The organism is Bacillus sp. EB106-08-02-XG196, assembly GCF_013396335.1.
Classification (GTDB): domain Bacteria; phylum Bacillota; class Bacilli; order Bacillales; family Cytobacillaceae; genus Neobacillus.
Genome location: NZ_JABWSY010000026.1, coordinates 19,752 through 34,679, shown reverse-complemented (window position 1 = coordinate 34,679; position 14,928 = coordinate 19,752). Strand labels below are relative to the sequence as shown.

Here is a 14,928-nt window from a genome sequence, read left to right as displayed (position 1 = left end):
ACATTAATAAGAACAGGGAAAGATGATGAAGACAGCTACTATACGTGTAGATGCCTTCATCATCTTTCCGAACATTCTTCCATTATCGTCTGTATGTTAAATAACGCTCATACCAGATATCAATAAAATCTGGCGCAAAAGGTCCCTTACGCTGCCGAATCCAGTGAATTAGCTTTTCTACATTTCTTTTCAGGATTTGGTCAATAACCTCAGGATACTTCATCTCACGACGGTGGCGTTCATACTCATCTTCGTCTAACAAATTAAACGTCATATCAGGGAATACCTTAATATCAAGATCATAATCAATATATTTAACTGCTTCACCATCAAAAATAAATGGTGAGCTGAGATTACAATAGTAATAAATACCATCTTCACGAATCATTCCAATAATGTTAAACCAATACTGTGAATGAAAATAACAAATCGCTGGTTCTCTTGTAATCCATGTTCTTCCATCTGATTCCGTTACAATTGTGCGATCATTCCCGCCAATTACCAGATTTTGCGATCCCTTTAAAACGGTAGTTTCATCCCAGACGCGATGGATGTGCCCATTGTGTTTATAGCTATGTATTTGTATTGGTTCACCTTCGATGGGTACGCCCATGATTCTCCCCTACTTCCTTCCTAAACGCTTTGTAACCTTTCTTCCTGCAATTAAACGACAAATGGCAACAAAGTTCATTTACTATTTCTTATTATTATAACGGTTGAGTAAAGAATTTAAAACAAAAGAGCCATTGAATTCAATGACTCTTTGAAAAAATTTGCATATTTTTCAATCTTTTTTTGATTTTTGACCTAAATTGATGGCTCCAAATCAGTTTCACGATAGGATTGGATGACTTCCTCCGTTTGTTTTTCAAAGATTTCCTGAATCTCTTTTAACTCTTTTTTCATTTGATTAATATCAAATTGGACACTCTCTAACTCCGTTTCATTTTGCAGGGTCTGTAGTTGTTCTTCAATTTCTTGACACCGCTCAAGCTCACCTTGAAGGTATAGTAATTTTTCCATTGTCATCATCTGCTCAGATACTAAACGGTTAAAATGATCCATTTACCACACCGCCTTATTTTTACTTCCTAATATGTATTCTTTAATAAACAGATTTATCCTTTGACTACTTATGTAGACTAAAGAGAAGTTTTGTCGAAAACAAAAAGAAGGCACCCTTCGACTTAGGGTGCCTTCTGCTTACTACTTTAGCTTTGACCAAATTGACCAGAGTTTCCTTGGCCTTTATTAGCTTGAGATTGTTGGTTTTGCTTTCTCACTTGTGCAGCATCTGTTTGACTAGCGAATTCAGTTCCAAATTGGCCTGCTGAACCAGCAGCTCCAGCAGAACCTTGACCAGCTTGAGATTGCTGATTTTGTCTTCTTACTTCTGCAGCATCTGTTTGGCTAGCGAATTCAGTTCCAAATTGACCTGCTGAACCTGCACCGCCTTGAGATTGAGCGTTTTGTTGTCTAACCTCTTGGATGTTCGTTCCAGCAGAAGTTTTGTTTGGTTGTTGATTGTTTGCCATGTTAATCACCTCCACGAAATTAATATGTCCCGCTTCGTGGAGATTATCCTAAAAAAATTTTTTAAAAAAATAATTAAACGAGTAAGGAAATTCCGCCATCAACAATTATCGTTTGTCCTCTAATCATGCTGGATTCTTCTGATAATAGGAACATAACGCAATTAACCATGTCCTCAATTTCCACCATGCGCCCTGCTGGAGTTTTCTCCTTTGCCTCCTGAAGAAGCTCCTCGCGGTTTGGAAAATGCGTTAACGCTTCTGTATCGACAGCTCCTCCAGAGACCGCATTTACAACAATATTTTTAGATGCTAACTCAACTGCTAAATACCTCGTTAAGGCTTCTAATGCGGCTTTAGAAACACCTACTACGGTGTAATTTTCTAAATAACGAATAGATCCTAAAGAACTGATGCTGACAATCTTGCCGCCGCCATTTTTCTCCATTAACTTTGCTGCTTCCTGAGCACAGAATAATAATGCCTTACTGTTAATATTTAATGTCCAATCCCAGTGACTTTCTTCTAGTTCCATTATTGGGCGCTGAACTCCAGAGGCAGCATTATTTACAAAAATATCTAATCTGCCGAATTCTTCCTCAATTTGATTAAACATCACCTTAATTTTACTTACATCGCCAACATTCGCTTTTACCACTAAAACTTTTCTTCCCAGTGCTTCAATTTCTTCAGCTACTTGAAGTGCAGAGCTTTTACTTCTTGCATAGTTGATGACAATATCGTAACCTGCTTGAGCAAGCCTTAAGGCTGTTGCCTTCCCTATTCCCCTGCTGCTGCCTGTTATAAGTGCTACTTTTTGTGTCATATACCTTTACCCCTTTTATTTTCATGTTCTTTTCATTTTATCTTTTCTATGAATAGAAGACAATTAATTACAAAACAATAAGTTGGATGAATTCCATTCGAAAGGAAGTCGATTATGTACACAGGACGGGACATGACAGAGCTTTCAATGATGGCTAAAGCTGATTGGAATGACAATGAACTTGCCTTTTTCCATCATTCACTACAGCAAATCGCTCCTTATTTAAACAGTGAAGGAGTTACCATTCATCGAGAAATTATTGAAGAAATTGAAAGTCGCGGCGGAATAAAAGGATAAAAAAAGAACGCCAGGAACCTTATGGCGTTCTTTTTTTTGTATATTCATTATATAGCTTTAGAATTTTATGATATGAAACCGGAAAGGCATAGTCTTCCATTTCATCTAATGAAATAAATTTCCATCCATTACCTTCTGAAAAATCGGAACTAATTGTTCCTGTAAATACACGGATATTCCAGATTAAATGGGAAAAAATGTGTTCTATTTGACCAATACCCTTTTCAAGCATAATATTCATATCAAAGGCATCTTTGAAAAGAATATTGATTTGGGTACGATTCATCAGTAACGGTTGATGAATTTCAACATTTGGAAACTCCCATAAATTTGCTAATAGTCCAGTTTCAGGACGTTTATGAATTAAAACTTTTCCCATTTCATTTTTCACAATAATTGCTGCAAGTTCAACATTTTTTTGTGAATTCTTTTTCGTCTTAATAGGAAGTTCGGATTCTACTCCTTCATGAAATCCCTGACAATGATCACGAACAGGGCAGAGTAAACATGAAGGTGATGTTGGAGTGCAAATTAATGCGCCTAGTTCCATTAATGCCTGATTAAACGCAGAAGGATCATCATGGGAGATTAGCTGTCTAACAGCATTTTCAAATACCTTCCTAGTAGATGGCTTTGCAATATCCTCCCAAATCGAGAGGATACGTGATAAAACCCTCATGACATTACCATCTACCGCGGGTTCAGGTATACCATAGGCAATACTTAAAATTGCGCCAGCCGTGTAGGGACCAACCCCCTTAAGGTTTGAAATTTCTTTTGGAGTATCTGGTACCTGACCATTGTATTTTTCGTTTACTTCTTTTACAGCTGAATGTAAATTCCTTACTCGCGAATAATAACCTAGCCCTTCCCATGCTTTAAGAACTTTATCATCATTTGCTTTCGCAAGGTCTTCTATTGTTGGAAACCATTCAATAAATCGATTAAAATAAGGAATAACCGTATCGACTCTTGTTTGCTGCAGCATGATTTCCGAAACCCATACTTTATATGGGTCTTGGTCTTTTCTCCATGGCAAATCGCGTTGTTCGGCTTTAAACCAGGAGATTAAATCCTCTTGAAAATTTTCTATTGAGATTTTTTTTATATTTTTCAACTCATTTACCATTACTAAAATGCCTCCAGCCTGTTAAACAAAAAGAAATAAGGGAATATAATAATAAGCATTTTTTAACCATAAGCGAAATTGTTCAATTTGACAAGATTTTATTAAAGGAGGAATTTTCCTTTTGGATACTGGAACTCATGTTGTAATGGGAATTGCACTTGGCGGTCTTGCGACTCTTGATCCTGTAGTAGCTGGCAGCTCTGTAACGGCAACAAGTGTATTAATTGCTACAATTGCGGGCTCACAAATACCTGATATTGATACCGTTTTAAAGTTAAGAAATAATGCCATCTATATTCGTAATCATCGAGGTGTTACCCACTCAATTCCAGCTGTACTATTATGGCCTCTTATTCTTTTAGCAGTGATTTATCCTTTTTTCCCTAATGCAAATCTACTTCACCTTTGGGGATGGACATTTGCCGCGGTATTTATCCATGTGTTTGTAGACATTTTTAACGCCTATGGTACGCAGGCTCTTAGACCATTCACATCAAAATGGGTTGCGCTTGGAGTAATCAATACCTTTGACCCGATTATTTTTGGCATACACATAGTCGCCATTATTATTTGGGTTTTTGGTGCAGATCCTGGTTATACATTCTTAACGATGTTTGTCGTGTTATTTGGATATTACCTCCTCCGGTTTTATGCTCAGGGTAAAGTAAAGGCAGAGGTTAAGAAATTAATTCCAGACGCAACGGAAATCATTATTGCACCAACTATGAAGTATCATCTTTGGAGAATTGCCGCGATGAATGAAGGTGAGTTCTTTGTTGGCAGGGCGGTAGGAACAAATGTTGAGATATTAGACCGTTTTAAGCGAGTTCCGGTACCTGAAACACCTGTACTCGAAGCCGCAAAAAAGGATAAAAACCTAGCTGCCTTCCTGTCATTCTCGCCTGTTTATCGATGGGAATTAGATGAGTACGATGACTATTACGAGGTTCGATTTATTGACTTGAGGTACCGCAGTAATGGGCATTATCCGTTCGTTGCAGTCGTGCAGTTAGATCTTGAGTTAAATCCAATTAGTTCCTATACCGGCTGGGTGTTCAGCGAAAGTAAATTACGGAAAAAGCTCAGTATTATTCCAAGTTAATTATTAAAGGCGAGTGACTAATAGTCACTCGCCTTTTTAATTCAATGAATTCTTGTCTTGAATGAGGAAGTCTTTATATTTTGGATTTTTGGCAACAAAATCATGAAGTCTCCCTCCGTAATTCTTGATCCATTGCGTAACAATTCTTTCCGTCATTTCACTGCCAAGGTAATCTCTTCCTGCCTTCGCAGCGGTGGTTTCAAAGTCCTCCCACATTAACTCAACCCAAGTCCGGGCTTGATTGTAGGAGAGCAATTTGTTTTTTTCTAACAACAGCTTTGCTAATCTTTCATGGTAATCGTTCATACATTCACCTCATTGCCAATTTCTTATAACATAACCTTAAGCTAATTATCGAATACTATTATCACGTGGTAAGCACTGGTGTGACGACACTTTGCTTTTCACGGTTTCTCATTCCTTTTGATGGAGGTACCAACATGGTGAGAAATAAAGCAAGGAATTTCCCGAACCAAAATAACAACAAGTTAGAGGGAGAGCCACGAGCGAAAGCAGAATATGCTTCAAGACGGGCCGACGGAACGATCAACACCCATCCACAGGAGCGTATGCGTGCTTCTGGTGAGCGTGAAAATGATACACCTGAGTATTTCTAAAATTTGGGAGGTTTTAACTATGGGAAACCAGAAAAATCATGAAGGCAAGCCATTTACAACCCCTTGGGCTAAATCAAAGCATGCTCATTCACAAATAAATGGTGAAACCCAACAATCCCAAGACCTAATCATTTTAAAGCGCCAAACCCGGAAGCAAGCCTAAATGCTTAACAAAGATAAACCAGAGATATTACTCTCTGGTTTGTCTTTTTTCTATTTTAACCATTTTAACATCGATATTGGCAGTGCTTCTTCTTTGCCATCTCCCTTTAAACGGTATCCCCAGGCAAATACACCATTCATATAGTCTATCTTAAAATATTCCCCTGGGTCGCCTTCAAGCTCATAAATTTCACCAGGTTTAAATGCAGTAGGATCTAATAAATAGGCCCGAGCCATCGCTGCTTTTCTTTCTAATACAGCATACTCACTGACCATTCCCATTTGCTCTGCTTTTCTCCCCTTTTCTAATAATTGGGCAATTTCCTGCTTTAATTCATGCTCGGTCATCGTGCTATATCGTTTCTCCTGTTGCATAAAAGTCCACTCCCATTTTCGTTTTTCCTCTTATTTTAGTATAGTTATTTTTATAAAATTAATAAAGATAAAAGGAGACATTTCAGTGAAAACGATCATTGTTACTGGAGCAGGTTCTGGATTGGGGAAGGAATTATCCATATTATTTTCGCAGCAGGGTTATCATGTCTTAATGACGGGAAGGGCTGTGGATAAACTTTCAGCTGTAAAAACGGAAATCGAACGAGCCGGCGGTGCAGCGGATTACATTGTTCTTGATGTTCAAAAAGAAACAGATATTTTTATAAAGATAAAAGAAATAAGCAAAAATCACAGAATTGTTGGTTTGGTTAATAATGCCGGTGTTGGTCATTTCGGACCTTTTGTTAACATAATGGAGAACGAAATCAGCGAAATGCTTAACACGAATGTTCTCGGAACGATACTAATGACAAAAGCTGTATTACCTTTACTGCAAGAACAAGGTGAAGGTCTGTTGATAAATATCATTTCAACAGCGGGTTTAAGAGGAAAAGTTAATGAAGCTGTTTATGTGGCAAGTAAATTTGCTGTTAGGGGCTTTACGGAAAGCCTGCAAAAGGAGTACGAAAATAGTTCGATCAAAATTAAAGCCATTTATATGGGCGGAATGGATACCCCATTTTGGGCAGGGAGCAATCACGTTGCCGACACTTCCCGTTTTCGTTCACCTAAAGAAGTTGCCGAAATAATAATGAATCAACTCGATCAAGATGAGATTATCATCGAAAGTAAAAAATCATGACGGAACTGTGTCATGATTTTTCGACTTCTTCTAAATATTTTTCAATTAAATCCATTGAAAATCCTTTACGGAAAAGAGCTTGTTTCATTTTTTGGCTGTATTCAAAACCGGTAAAATTACTATATTTTCGATGTGTTTTTTCGCCTTGATACCTTATGGCTTCCATTTCCTCATCTTGTTCCTTATCCGTATTTGCTTCAGTTAGCGCCAGATGAATCACGTCGAAGGGGTAGCCCTTCCTTAATAGGAATTGCTCTGCTTTTTGCTTAACGATTCGTTGAGATTCCTTTGAACTCTTTTTGATTAACTTTTCTGCCACCTTAATGGCTTTTTCAACTTGATCTTCTACAGCGTATTCCGTTATTGCATGTTTGATTATCCCCTCATTGATGCCTCTCTCTTTTAACTCCATACGGATTAAGTCTGGACCTTTATCTGTCGTATTCATCTGGGTTCTTACAAATGAAAGGGCATATTCCTCATCATTAATATATTTTTGAGCAGCCAATTTATGAATAACTTCTTTAATAATAGGTTCTTCTATTTCTTTTTGTTCAAGATAGTCCTTTATCTCTTTTTCAGATCTCATTCTTCTTGCCAAATAATTAACTGCACGATTATAGGCCTTCCTGATATCGTCTTGAAATTGTATCTCTAAGATGGAAAATTCATCAATCTCCATCCCTTTTTTTAATTCAAATCGAATCAATACAGCACTATCGACACTAAAGGCATATTCCTCGCCTTTTCCATAGTCCATAAAAATATTAAAGCGATCTTTATTTTTCTGCTGTGTGGTGATTTTTGTTATAACAGCCATATGATTCACCTCTCCAAATACTTTATCATATTTTTTCCACAATGGAGTATCATTCCATTCTGAAAAGGTAAAAATGGAGAATGTGCTTAATTTTTTCCATAAGCTTTTTAACGATTAACAAAATTAAATGTTGAAAGGACTGAGCAATATGGCAGAAAAGAAGAAAAAAGATAAGGATAGAGGAAAATATTCACTTACAAGTATGCAGGAAGTATCATACCAGCGTGAGTTTAAAATGGCAGACCGTGCTGGCGGCTTCCACGACAAAAAAACTCGTTTATAAGAAAAAGCGGAAGGCGCCTGCTTGTCGGCGACAGACATATGGCGAGCTGGCAGAAAGGTTGCTCTTTAACCTTTTTGACGGATTGACTTATGACCCCGAGCCGATGGCGACTGGAGCTAGATGAAATTTTTTACCATTCATGAACTCTTTTAAATAGTAAAGGCTATAGAAGGGAACATTTTTTGTTCCTTAACGCCAACATTGAGAGGGGTTTTTGTAATGGGTCGTTCGCGTGGACATAATTCTCGTGATAAGAACAAAGCTTCACTTCCTCAGGTTCCAAAAAACATGAAATCGGATGGAAACGATGTGGAGTATTCAGCTGAATTTGCTGATCATGCAGACCTTGAAGCAATGGCACGGGCAAATGCCGCTAACCAGCGCGTTACAAACAAAAGAAGAAAGTAACCCTTTATAAAGAAGCAGGGACGCCCTGCTTCTTTAATAAATAACCCATGCGGGTAATGTGTATAAGTCTGTGGAGCTCAAATTGCTAAAGATTGTTTATTAATCATTTCAGAATTTCCAAGTATAGAAAAATAACAAAGGGGCTTTTGCTGGAGTGCCAGATGCTCGACATCCTTCTTTTCAGCTTTAATGATATATGTCCCTGAAGAGGTTTGATCAATCCATGTAATTCCAGGATGCAAAAGTTTATCTTTCACCCCATGCACCAACCAATATTCCTTTACTTCCTTCTTTTTCTCCTCAATTTTGAAAGCTGATGATTTATCGAGACTTTTTTGACTCGGAGCATTTTGACAAACATAGACTAGATCCTCGATTGCAGCACTCGCGGTAGGAAACATTCCTGCACCCGGCCCTTGTAAAGTAATATCTCCTACGATATTAGAGTGAACATTTACAGCATTTTGTACTCCCTCAACATGGTAAAAAGGATGAGATTGGTCGACTAATGCTGGTTTTATGATAGCTTTTATTTGCCCATCTTCTTTACTAATTCGAGCGATATGCTTAAAACGTAAACCGTAATTCTCTGCTGCCTCAATCAGTTCATTAGATATAGACGTAATACCTTCAAGTTCGACATCATTCCAAACTGGCTCATCTCCGAAGGCAATCCGGCTGAGAATCATTGTTTTAAAAAATGCATCAAAGCCTTCGACATCATTGGTTGGATCTGCTTCAGCAAAGCCATTCACTTGGGCTAATAATAGAGCTTCTGCAAAGGACTGCTTCTTCTCTCGCATTTCTGTCAGGATAAAATTCGACGTCCCATTAAGGATTCCTTGGATTTGGTGCACCCGATTTATTTTTAGTAATTGCCTGATCGTTTGGATAATCGGAATTCCCCCTGCAACTGTCGCTTCAAAACCAATTGAAACATTATGCTCTTCCGCGAGTATCTGGAGTTCTTTTCCATGGTGTGCAAACATCTCTTTATTCGCGGTAACAATGTGGCAGCCTTTTTCTATTGCCTTTTTCAAAAATGAAAAGGCGGGCTCTTTACCGACAATCGCTTCTACCACAACATCAAGCTCTTGTAGTTTTAGTATTTCATCAAAATCACTTGTAATCAAAACATCTTCAGCAATATCCCTTTCTTTTTGCTTATTTTGAATTAGGATAGCCGCAACCTCCACTTTTTTACCTAAAACAGTCTGAAGCTCTTCCGCATGAGAATGAATCGTTCTATAAACTCCTTCTCCAACTGTCCCAAACCCCAATATAGCCACTTTAATTACCGACATTTACAACACCCCTTTGAAAAAAATAATATCTTTAAAAATAGAAAAACCCTCTTCATAAGAAGAGGGCTAGCTTCCTCCACTTATCTTCAGGTTAAAAGTAACCTGCAGGAATTAGCACCTTTTCAAGGATTACCTTGAAGGTTGCCGGGCTTCATCGGGCCATGTCCCTCCGCCACTCTGGATAAGAGTTATATATTTAATTTTTAGAATTCATTTCCATATTAATAATGAATTTTAAATGAATCTCTTAGAGGTGTCAATATATTCTAACAATTTTTATAGTGGTAATAAGGATATCGTTTCTTTTGCTTTTACTTTTTCAATCATATTAAGCCATTCCTGTGGTTTGTTCGATAGAATGGAGTAATAGGCAGTAAGAAAATCCGATACAAGCAAAGCAGGTAATGTGCTAAGCTCATCGTCCATTGGCATAAAGCAAAAATCAAGTTCTTTAACCGCCTCACCATTATTCTCCCAAGAAGGATGTACATAATCTAAATCAATTCGTTTATAGCCCAAATGGGATAGCACTTCACGGCGAACATACGGATCCATAACCTTAACACCGCCAAATTCATGATGAGCAACACGGTAAGGATCATAAATTTCAGCAAACATTCCGAAAAGCTCTTTCCCGTTTTCACCTGCAAGCTTTTGCAAGTCCTTTAAGCGGTTTTGTGCTAGAAAGCGTCCTAGGCTAAGACCGGGTTTACTAATAATCGTGAAATCCGTCATTGCGATATTCCAATCAGGATAGTAACGGTACTCAGTTGCCCCTACAACTTCATCACCATTAACGGCAACAAATACACGAATACCAGGGTCCTCTAAAGGCTCCTTCCATAAGTCATACTCTAAGACTTCCTCTGGCGGGAATATTTCTCTCATTAAATCGTGCAGCTTTTTAAAGTTTGGATCTGTAATCCTTGTTATACGTTGATATTCCATTATCTAAGTCTCCCCCTATTTTGTAATAAATGGATTTTTCCATTCCATTAATGCAGCATAATTGCATGATTCTTCATCATCAAGGTAATTCTCTACAATGCCAATAGGTACTCTTCCGCACCGAAGTAGAAAGGTAATAACAGGATCTTTCATCTTCCCTTTTATTACTTCACTTAAATATTGATTAGGTGATATCGTATCCGCCACCTTATGATAACCTGGCATTCTGCCGCCGCCAAGCAAACGCACCAGCTTGTTCTGAATCACAACATGATACATAGTCTGCATCATCAGCTTTCCAAGACCAAGCTTTCGGTATTTTGGACGAACACTAATATCCACAATATAGAGTGTGTCACCGCTTGCATCATGGTTCTTAATATATCCATGGTCCGTAATTTCTTCCCATGTATGTTCCATATGGTTTGGATTAAAATTGACACAAAGACCTGTAAGGGAACCTGCTAATGTACCATCCACTTCAATACATAGTGCACCCTCTGGAAATCGCATAACATGATTGGATAATTGCTCCTTATTCCACCATAGCTCTGATGGAAATGGAGGTGGAAAGCACTCTGATTGAATTTGAATGAGCTGGTCAAAATCTTTTTGAGTGTAATTGCGAATGACCACTGGAATTGGTCTTTCTTGGTCAAAAACGTAAAATTCACTATGATACAAAGTGGCCCCTCCCTAATTCCAATCGGGATATAAATCAATTCTCCGGTCTCTCCAGGTTGTCACAGAGCCGCGTTCCCTTACTTCATATAATAGATCTAAGTCAAGGTCAGCTGTAACAATCATATCGTTATTCAACTCCCCTTCCACCAGGATCCCTTTTGGCGGAAATGGAATATCATTAGGCGTAATAATAACGGCCTGACCAAAATTAGCACGCATGAAATCAACCGTTGGCAATGCACCAACAGTGCCTGTTAAGACAACATAAACTTGATTTTCAACAGCTCGTGCATGGCTAGTGTAGCGAACCCGGTGAAAGCCGTGGCGGTCGTCGGTACATGAAGGACAGAAAATAACATCCGCTCCTTTCGCTTTTGCCATCCGGACAATTTCTGGGAACTCAATGTCATAGCAGGTGAGCAGGGCAATTTTCCCTTTGTCCGTTTCAAAAATTTGAAAGCTATCACCTTTCTCCATGTTCCACTCGTTCACTTCTGTAGGGGTAATATGGAGCTTTGCCTGTTCACCAATCCTGCCATCGGGATAAAATAAATGAGCCGTATTATATAGCTTGCTTCCCTTTTCGATCACATGTGTACCAGCAATTATGTGCATGTTGGTTTGTTTAGCAAAATTTGAAAATAATTCTCGGTATTGGTCTGTGAAACCTGGCAAGTCATTGATAGTCAGACTCTGCCCTTGGCCATTTCCTATCGATAGCAGCTGTGTGGTGAAGAACTCAGGGAAAAGAACGAACTCTGCTCCAAATTCCTCAGCGGTTTTTATATAATGCTCACATTGTGCGGCAAATTCTTCAAAGGAACTAATAGTATGTAAATGATACTGTACAACTGAGACGCGTAATTTCATTGTTTTCCTCCTTCTAAAAAAATCTTCATGAGGGAATTATCTAATATTTTTGATATTAATACAAATAAAAAACCACCCTTAGGTGGTTTTCGATTATTTCCCTAGTGTTCCTATTGCAAGCTCAATTTGTTTTATTACCTGTTCTGGTGATGTTCCTCCGAAGCTATTACGAACGGCAACAACATGCTCTGGTGCTAGAACCTCATAAATATCTTCTTCAAATAACAAACTAAACTCTTGATATTCTTCAAAACTCAAATCGAGCAAGAATTTACCCTGCTGAATCGAATACAAAACAATTTTCCCAATGACTTCGTGTGCATCCCTAAATGGCAGACCTTTTCTCACCAAATAGTCAGCAATATCCGTTGCATTTGAGAAGTCATTATTAATTGCTTTTCGCATAATATCTTTATTCACAGTCATTGTTTCAATCATAGGTGCTAACAGCATAAGGGATCCTTCTAGGGTCTCCACAGTATCGAACATACCCTCTTTGTCCTCTTGGAGATCCTTATTGTAAGCAAGTGGCAAGCCCTTAAGGACAGTCAGCAAACCAATCAAGTTCCCATACGTACGACCAGTCTTGCCTCTTAACAATTCAGGAACGTCTGGATTCTTCTTTTGCGGCATAATGCTAGACCCGGTGCAGAAAGAATCATCAAGTTCCACAAATTGAAATTCTTGGCTTGACCAAATCACAAGCTCTTCAGATAATCTTGAAATATGCGTCATGATGATGGCACCGATTGATAGGAATTCTAAAATAAAATCACGGTCACTAACGGCATCCATACTGTTTGGATACACAGTTTCAAACCCGAGAATCTCCGCAACACGTTCACGGTTGATAGGGAAGGTTGTCCCTGCTAAGGCACCAGAACCTAGTGGCAGCCAATTCACGCGCTTCAAACTATCAATCAGTCTCTCTTTATCACGTTCAAACATCCAGAAGTAAGCCATTAAATGATGGGCAAATGAAACCGGCTGAGCACGCTGGAGATGTGTATAACCTGGTATTAACGTATGAACATTCTCTTTTGCCTGCGCAAGCAGTGAACCTTGAACATCCTCAAGCAGTTTGATTAACTCCGTTGTCTTTGTTCGTAAGTAGAGATGCATATCCGTTGCAACTTGGTCATTTCGGCTGCGGCCAGTATGCAGCTTACCGCCAACAGAACCAATTTTTTCAATCAATAATTTTTCAATATTCATATGAATATCTTCATCTTCAACTAAAAACTCAACCTCATTATTATCTACGAGTTTTTTTATTTCAAGAAGTCCTGCTTTTATTTTTTCCGCATCCTCAGCTGGAATAATACCGCATTCACCGAGCATTTGAACATGTGCCAGACTGCCGGCAATATCTTCTTTTGCAAGTTTTTGGTCAAAGGAAATGGAAGCAGTAAATTCTTCCACTAATTTATTTGTTTCTTTTGTAAAACGCCCGCCCCATAATTTGGACATTGATTGCTCCTCCTTAAAAACTAACAAGTTTGCCCTCGAAGAGGTTTCGAGGGCACCCGATTATTATTTCATTATCTTTTCTTTATTATTTACCTGAGCATTTACCTTTGTAGGCAGTCCCCAAATTTTGATGAATCCAACAGCCGCATTATGATCGAAGGCATCGCCTTTTGAATAAGTTGCCAATTCTTCATTATAAAGGCTGTTTGGTGACTTACGACCAACAACGGTGTGGTTGCCTTTATGAAGTTTCACTCGGATAGTCCCAGATACAACCTTTTGCGTTTCTTCAATAAAGGCATCGAGAGCTGGTTTTATTGGTGAATACCAAAGGCCTTCGTAGATGATTTTTGCCATTTGCTGTTCTACTTGGGTTTTGAACTGTGTTACTTCACGCGTTAGTGTTAAGAATTCTAATTCTTTATGAGCATTAATTAAAATTAAGGCTGCTGGATTTTCATAAACTTCTCTAGATTTGATTCCTACTAGTCGATTTTCAATATGATCAATACGACCGACGCCATGCTTGCCGCCAAGTTCGTTCAAGGTTTCAATTAATTTCACCAATGGCAGCTTCTCACCATTTAGGGCAACAGGAACACCTTGCTCAAATTCAATTTCAAGGTATTCAGGTTGATCTGGTGTTAATTCGATTGGTGCTGTCCAATCAAATGCTGCTTCAGGTGCCTCTGCCCAAGGATCTTCAAGGACTCCTGCCTCACAAGCACGTCCCCAGATATTAGCATCAATCGAGAATGGATTGTCTAAATCTACTGGAATTGGAATACCATTTTCCTCTGCATACTTAATTTCTTCATCACGAGTCATTCCCCACTCACGAACTGGTGCAACAACCTTTAGGTTTGGATTTAACGCTTGAATGGAAACCTCAAAGCGAACCTGGTCATTTCCTTTACCAGTACAGCCATGCGCAACAGCTGCAGCCCCTTCTTTTTCAGCCACTTCAACCAATAATTTTGAAATTAATGGACGAGATAACGCTGATGACAGTGGGTATTTACCTTCATATAAACAATTCGCCTTTAAAGCTGGCAAAATATATTCTTTAGCTAGTAATTCTTTCGCATCGATCATGTAAGCTTTAACAGCTCCTACATTCAATGCCTTTTGTTTAATTGCTTCTAAGTCTTTACCTTCCCCAACATCTAGACCTAGTGCAATGACATCATATCCGTATTTTTCCTGAATCCATTTAACTGAAACTGAAGTATCGAGTCCACCTGAGTATGCTAAAACAATTTTTTCCTTAGCCATTTTATATTCTCCTCTTGTTCGCTTGTATTATTATTCAACCAATAGGATTATTATACATCAAAT

General features: G+C 38.5%; 21 protein-coding genes and 1 riboswitch. Of the genes, 7 read left to right on the top strand and 14 right to left on the bottom strand.

The annotated features are described in order from the left end of the window. Positions 1 to 82: 82 nt before the first annotated feature. The 4 genes from ntdP to fabL all read right to left on the bottom strand — a co-directional run bounded on the left by ntdP (position 83) and on the right by fabL (position 2,358). Positions 83 to 613, bottom strand: coding sequence for a nucleoside tri-diphosphate phosphatase (gene ntdP / locus MLOOGBEN_RS27440; protein ID WP_179161427.1), 531 nt, complete (start codon positions 611 to 613; stop codon positions 83 to 85). Positions 614 to 807: 194 nt separating this feature from the next. Further along, a complete protein-coding gene (locus MLOOGBEN_RS27435; RefSeq protein WP_090760403.1) occupies positions 808 to 1,065 on the bottom strand; it encodes a YgaB family protein in 258 nt (85 codons plus the stop codon). Between the two features lie 146 nt (positions 1,066 to 1,211). Then, positions 1,212 to 1,535 carry a gamma-type small acid-soluble spore protein gene (locus MLOOGBEN_RS27430; protein ID WP_179161426.1) on the bottom strand — a complete coding sequence of 108 codons (324 nt, stop codon included), beginning with the start codon at positions 1,533 to 1,535 and terminating at the stop codon, positions 1,212 to 1,214. 73 nt (positions 1,536 to 1,608) lie between these two features. Then, positions 1,609 to 2,358 (bottom strand): enoyl-[acyl-carrier-protein] reductase FabL, encoded by a 750-nt coding sequence (gene fabL / locus MLOOGBEN_RS27425; RefSeq protein ID WP_179161425.1) that lies wholly within the window; start codon positions 2,356 to 2,358, stop codon positions 1,609 to 1,611. A gap of 114 nt (positions 2,359 to 2,472) precedes the next feature. Here fabL and MLOOGBEN_RS27420 point away from each other — a divergent pair, with 114 nt between their 5' ends. After that, positions 2,473 to 2,655, top strand: a complete 183-nt coding sequence (locus MLOOGBEN_RS27420; RefSeq protein ID WP_179161424.1) for a hypothetical protein — start codon at positions 2,473 to 2,475, stop codon at positions 2,653 to 2,655. 19 nt (positions 2,656 to 2,674) lie between these two features. Here MLOOGBEN_RS27420 and mutY read toward each other — a convergent pair whose 3' ends face one another. After that, the gene (gene mutY / locus MLOOGBEN_RS27415; RefSeq protein WP_179161423.1) at positions 2,675 to 3,784 is read right to left on the bottom strand and encodes an A/G-specific adenine glycosylase; all 1,110 of its coding nucleotides are present in this window, start codon (positions 3,782 to 3,784) and stop codon (positions 2,675 to 2,677) included. A gap of 121 nt (positions 3,785 to 3,905) precedes the next feature. Here mutY and MLOOGBEN_RS27410 point away from each other — a divergent pair, with 121 nt between their 5' ends. Further along, on the top strand, positions 3,906 to 4,886 hold the full coding sequence (locus tag MLOOGBEN_RS27410; protein ID WP_179161422.1) for a metal-dependent hydrolase: 981 nt from the start codon (positions 3,906 to 3,908) through the stop codon (positions 4,884 to 4,886). 36 nt (positions 4,887 to 4,922) lie between these two features. On the opposite strand, the gene MLOOGBEN_RS27405 is transcribed toward MLOOGBEN_RS27410, so the two are convergent. Then, positions 4,923 to 5,192 (bottom strand): YfhJ family protein, encoded by a 270-nt coding sequence (locus MLOOGBEN_RS27405; protein ID WP_179161421.1) that lies wholly within the window; start codon positions 5,190 to 5,192, stop codon positions 4,923 to 4,925. A gap of 137 nt (positions 5,193 to 5,329) precedes the next feature. Between MLOOGBEN_RS27405 and MLOOGBEN_RS27400 the strand changes: the two genes are divergently transcribed. Further along, positions 5,330 to 5,503, top strand: coding sequence for a small, acid-soluble spore protein K (locus MLOOGBEN_RS27400; RefSeq protein WP_179161444.1), 174 nt, complete (start codon positions 5,330 to 5,332; stop codon positions 5,501 to 5,503). Positions 5,504 to 5,522: 19 nt separating this feature from the next. Beyond that, a complete protein-coding gene (locus MLOOGBEN_RS27395; protein WP_179161420.1) occupies positions 5,523 to 5,666 on the top strand; it encodes a YpzG family protein in 144 nt (47 codons plus the stop codon). 50 nt (positions 5,667 to 5,716) lie between these two features. On the opposite strand, the gene MLOOGBEN_RS27390 is transcribed toward MLOOGBEN_RS27395, so the two are convergent. Continuing rightward, positions 5,717 to 6,040 carry a YfhH family protein gene (locus tag MLOOGBEN_RS27390; RefSeq protein WP_179161419.1) on the bottom strand — a complete coding sequence of 108 codons (324 nt, stop codon included), beginning with the start codon at positions 6,038 to 6,040 and terminating at the stop codon, positions 5,717 to 5,719. Between the two features lie 85 nt (positions 6,041 to 6,125). Here MLOOGBEN_RS27390 and MLOOGBEN_RS27385 point away from each other — a divergent pair, with 85 nt between their 5' ends. Further along, positions 6,126 to 6,803, top strand: a complete 678-nt coding sequence (locus MLOOGBEN_RS27385) for an SDR family NAD(P)-dependent oxidoreductase (protein WP_179161418.1) — start codon at positions 6,126 to 6,128, stop codon at positions 6,801 to 6,803. Positions 6,804 to 6,813: 10 nt separating this feature from the next. Here MLOOGBEN_RS27385 and recX read toward each other — a convergent pair whose 3' ends face one another. Continuing rightward, positions 6,814 to 7,623, bottom strand: a complete 810-nt coding sequence (gene recX / locus MLOOGBEN_RS27380) for a recombination regulator RecX (protein WP_179161417.1) — start codon at positions 7,621 to 7,623, stop codon at positions 6,814 to 6,816. 148 nt (positions 7,624 to 7,771) lie between these two features. Between recX and MLOOGBEN_RS27375 the strand changes: the two genes are divergently transcribed. Then, positions 7,772 to 7,906, top strand: coding sequence for a YfhE family protein (locus MLOOGBEN_RS27375; RefSeq protein ID WP_081825373.1), 135 nt, complete (start codon positions 7,772 to 7,774; stop codon positions 7,904 to 7,906). Positions 7,907 to 8,125: 219 nt separating this feature from the next. Further along, positions 8,126 to 8,314, top strand: coding sequence for a YfhD family protein (locus MLOOGBEN_RS27370; protein ID WP_095249181.1), 189 nt, complete (start codon positions 8,126 to 8,128; stop codon positions 8,312 to 8,314). Positions 8,315 to 8,391: 77 nt separating this feature from the next. Here MLOOGBEN_RS27370 and MLOOGBEN_RS27365 read toward each other — a convergent pair whose 3' ends face one another. From MLOOGBEN_RS27365 to MLOOGBEN_RS27340, 6 genes are all read right to left on the bottom strand, one after another. Continuing rightward, complete coding sequence (locus MLOOGBEN_RS27365) at positions 8,392 to 9,618, bottom strand: homoserine dehydrogenase (RefSeq protein WP_179161416.1); 1,227 nt, start codon at positions 9,616 to 9,618, stop codon at positions 8,392 to 8,394. 77 nt (positions 9,619 to 9,695) lie between these two features. Next, positions 9,696 to 9,806: riboswitch (SAM riboswitch) on the bottom strand. A gap of 88 nt (positions 9,807 to 9,894) precedes the next feature. Further along, entirely contained in the window at positions 9,895 to 10,566 is a 672-nt protein-coding gene (locus MLOOGBEN_RS27360; RefSeq protein WP_179161415.1) for a GNAT family N-acetyltransferase, read from the bottom strand. 15 nt (positions 10,567 to 10,581) lie between these two features. Next, the gene (locus tag MLOOGBEN_RS27355) at positions 10,582 to 11,250 is read right to left on the bottom strand and encodes a GNAT family N-acetyltransferase (RefSeq protein ID WP_179161414.1); all 669 of its coding nucleotides are present in this window, start codon (positions 11,248 to 11,250) and stop codon (positions 10,582 to 10,584) included. Between the two features lie 12 nt (positions 11,251 to 11,262). Continuing rightward, positions 11,263 to 12,120 carry a carbon-nitrogen hydrolase family protein gene (locus tag MLOOGBEN_RS27350; RefSeq protein ID WP_179161413.1) on the bottom strand — a complete coding sequence of 286 codons (858 nt, stop codon included), beginning with the start codon at positions 12,118 to 12,120 and terminating at the stop codon, positions 11,263 to 11,265. Positions 12,121 to 12,213: 93 nt separating this feature from the next. Continuing rightward, a complete protein-coding gene (gene argH / locus MLOOGBEN_RS27345) occupies positions 12,214 to 13,590 on the bottom strand; it encodes an argininosuccinate lyase (protein ID WP_179161412.1) in 1,377 nt (458 codons plus the stop codon). A 63-nt stretch (positions 13,591 to 13,653) separates the two neighbouring features. After that, on the bottom strand, positions 13,654 to 14,865 hold the full coding sequence (locus MLOOGBEN_RS27340) for an argininosuccinate synthase (RefSeq protein ID WP_179161411.1): 1,212 nt from the start codon (positions 14,863 to 14,865) through the stop codon (positions 13,654 to 13,656). Positions 14,866 to 14,928: the final 63 nt, after the last annotated feature.

Excerpts from the sequence above, each read along its gene's own strand:
- ntdP (WP_179161427.1), bottom strand. The coding sequence starts at position 613 with ATGGGCGTACCCATCGAAGGTGAACCAATACAAATACATAGCTATAAA.
- MLOOGBEN_RS27435 (WP_090760403.1), bottom strand. The coding sequence starts at position 1,065 with ATGGATCATTTTAACCGTTTAGTATCTGAGCAGATGATGACAATGGAA.
- MLOOGBEN_RS27430 (WP_179161426.1), bottom strand. The coding sequence starts at position 1,535 with ATGGCAAACAATCAACAACCAAACAAAACTTCTGCTGGAACGAACATC.
- fabL (WP_179161425.1), bottom strand. The coding sequence starts at position 2,358 with ATGACACAAAAAGTAGCACTTATAACAGGCAGCAGCAGGGGAATAGGG.
- MLOOGBEN_RS27420 (WP_179161424.1), top strand. The coding sequence starts at position 2,473 with ATGTACACAGGACGGGACATGACAGAGCTTTCAATGATGGCTAAAGCT.
- mutY (WP_179161423.1), bottom strand. The coding sequence starts at position 3,784 with ATGGTAAATGAGTTGAAAAATATAAAAAAAATCTCAATAGAAAATTTT.
- MLOOGBEN_RS27405 (WP_179161421.1), bottom strand. The coding sequence starts at position 5,192 with ATGAACGATTACCATGAAAGATTAGCAAAGCTGTTGTTAGAAAAAAAC.
- MLOOGBEN_RS27395 (WP_179161420.1), top strand. The coding sequence starts at position 5,523 with ATGGGAAACCAGAAAAATCATGAAGGCAAGCCATTTACAACCCCTTGG.
- MLOOGBEN_RS27390 (WP_179161419.1), bottom strand. The coding sequence starts at position 6,040 with ATGCAACAGGAGAAACGATATAGCACGATGACCGAGCATGAATTAAAG.
- recX (WP_179161417.1), bottom strand. The coding sequence starts at position 7,623 with ATGGCTGTTATAACAAAAATCACCACACAGCAGAAAAATAAAGATCGC.
- MLOOGBEN_RS27375 (WP_081825373.1), top strand. The coding sequence starts at position 7,772 with ATGGCAGAAAAGAAGAAAAAAGATAAGGATAGAGGAAAATATTCACTT.
- MLOOGBEN_RS27370 (WP_095249181.1), top strand. The coding sequence starts at position 8,126 with ATGGGTCGTTCGCGTGGACATAATTCTCGTGATAAGAACAAAGCTTCA.
- MLOOGBEN_RS27365 (WP_179161416.1), bottom strand. The coding sequence starts at position 9,618 with ATGTCGGTAATTAAAGTGGCTATATTGGGGTTTGGGACAGTTGGAGAA.
- MLOOGBEN_RS27360 (WP_179161415.1), bottom strand. The coding sequence starts at position 10,566 with ATGGAATATCAACGTATAACAAGGATTACAGATCCAAACTTTAAAAAG.
- MLOOGBEN_RS27350 (WP_179161413.1), bottom strand. The coding sequence starts at position 12,120 with ATGAAATTACGCGTCTCAGTTGTACAGTATCATTTACATACTATTAGT.
- argH (WP_179161412.1), bottom strand. The coding sequence starts at position 13,590 with ATGTCCAAATTATGGGGCGGGCGTTTTACAAAAGAAACAAATAAATTA.
- MLOOGBEN_RS27340 (WP_179161411.1), bottom strand. The coding sequence starts at position 14,865 with ATGGCTAAGGAAAAAATTGTTTTAGCATACTCAGGTGGACTCGATACT.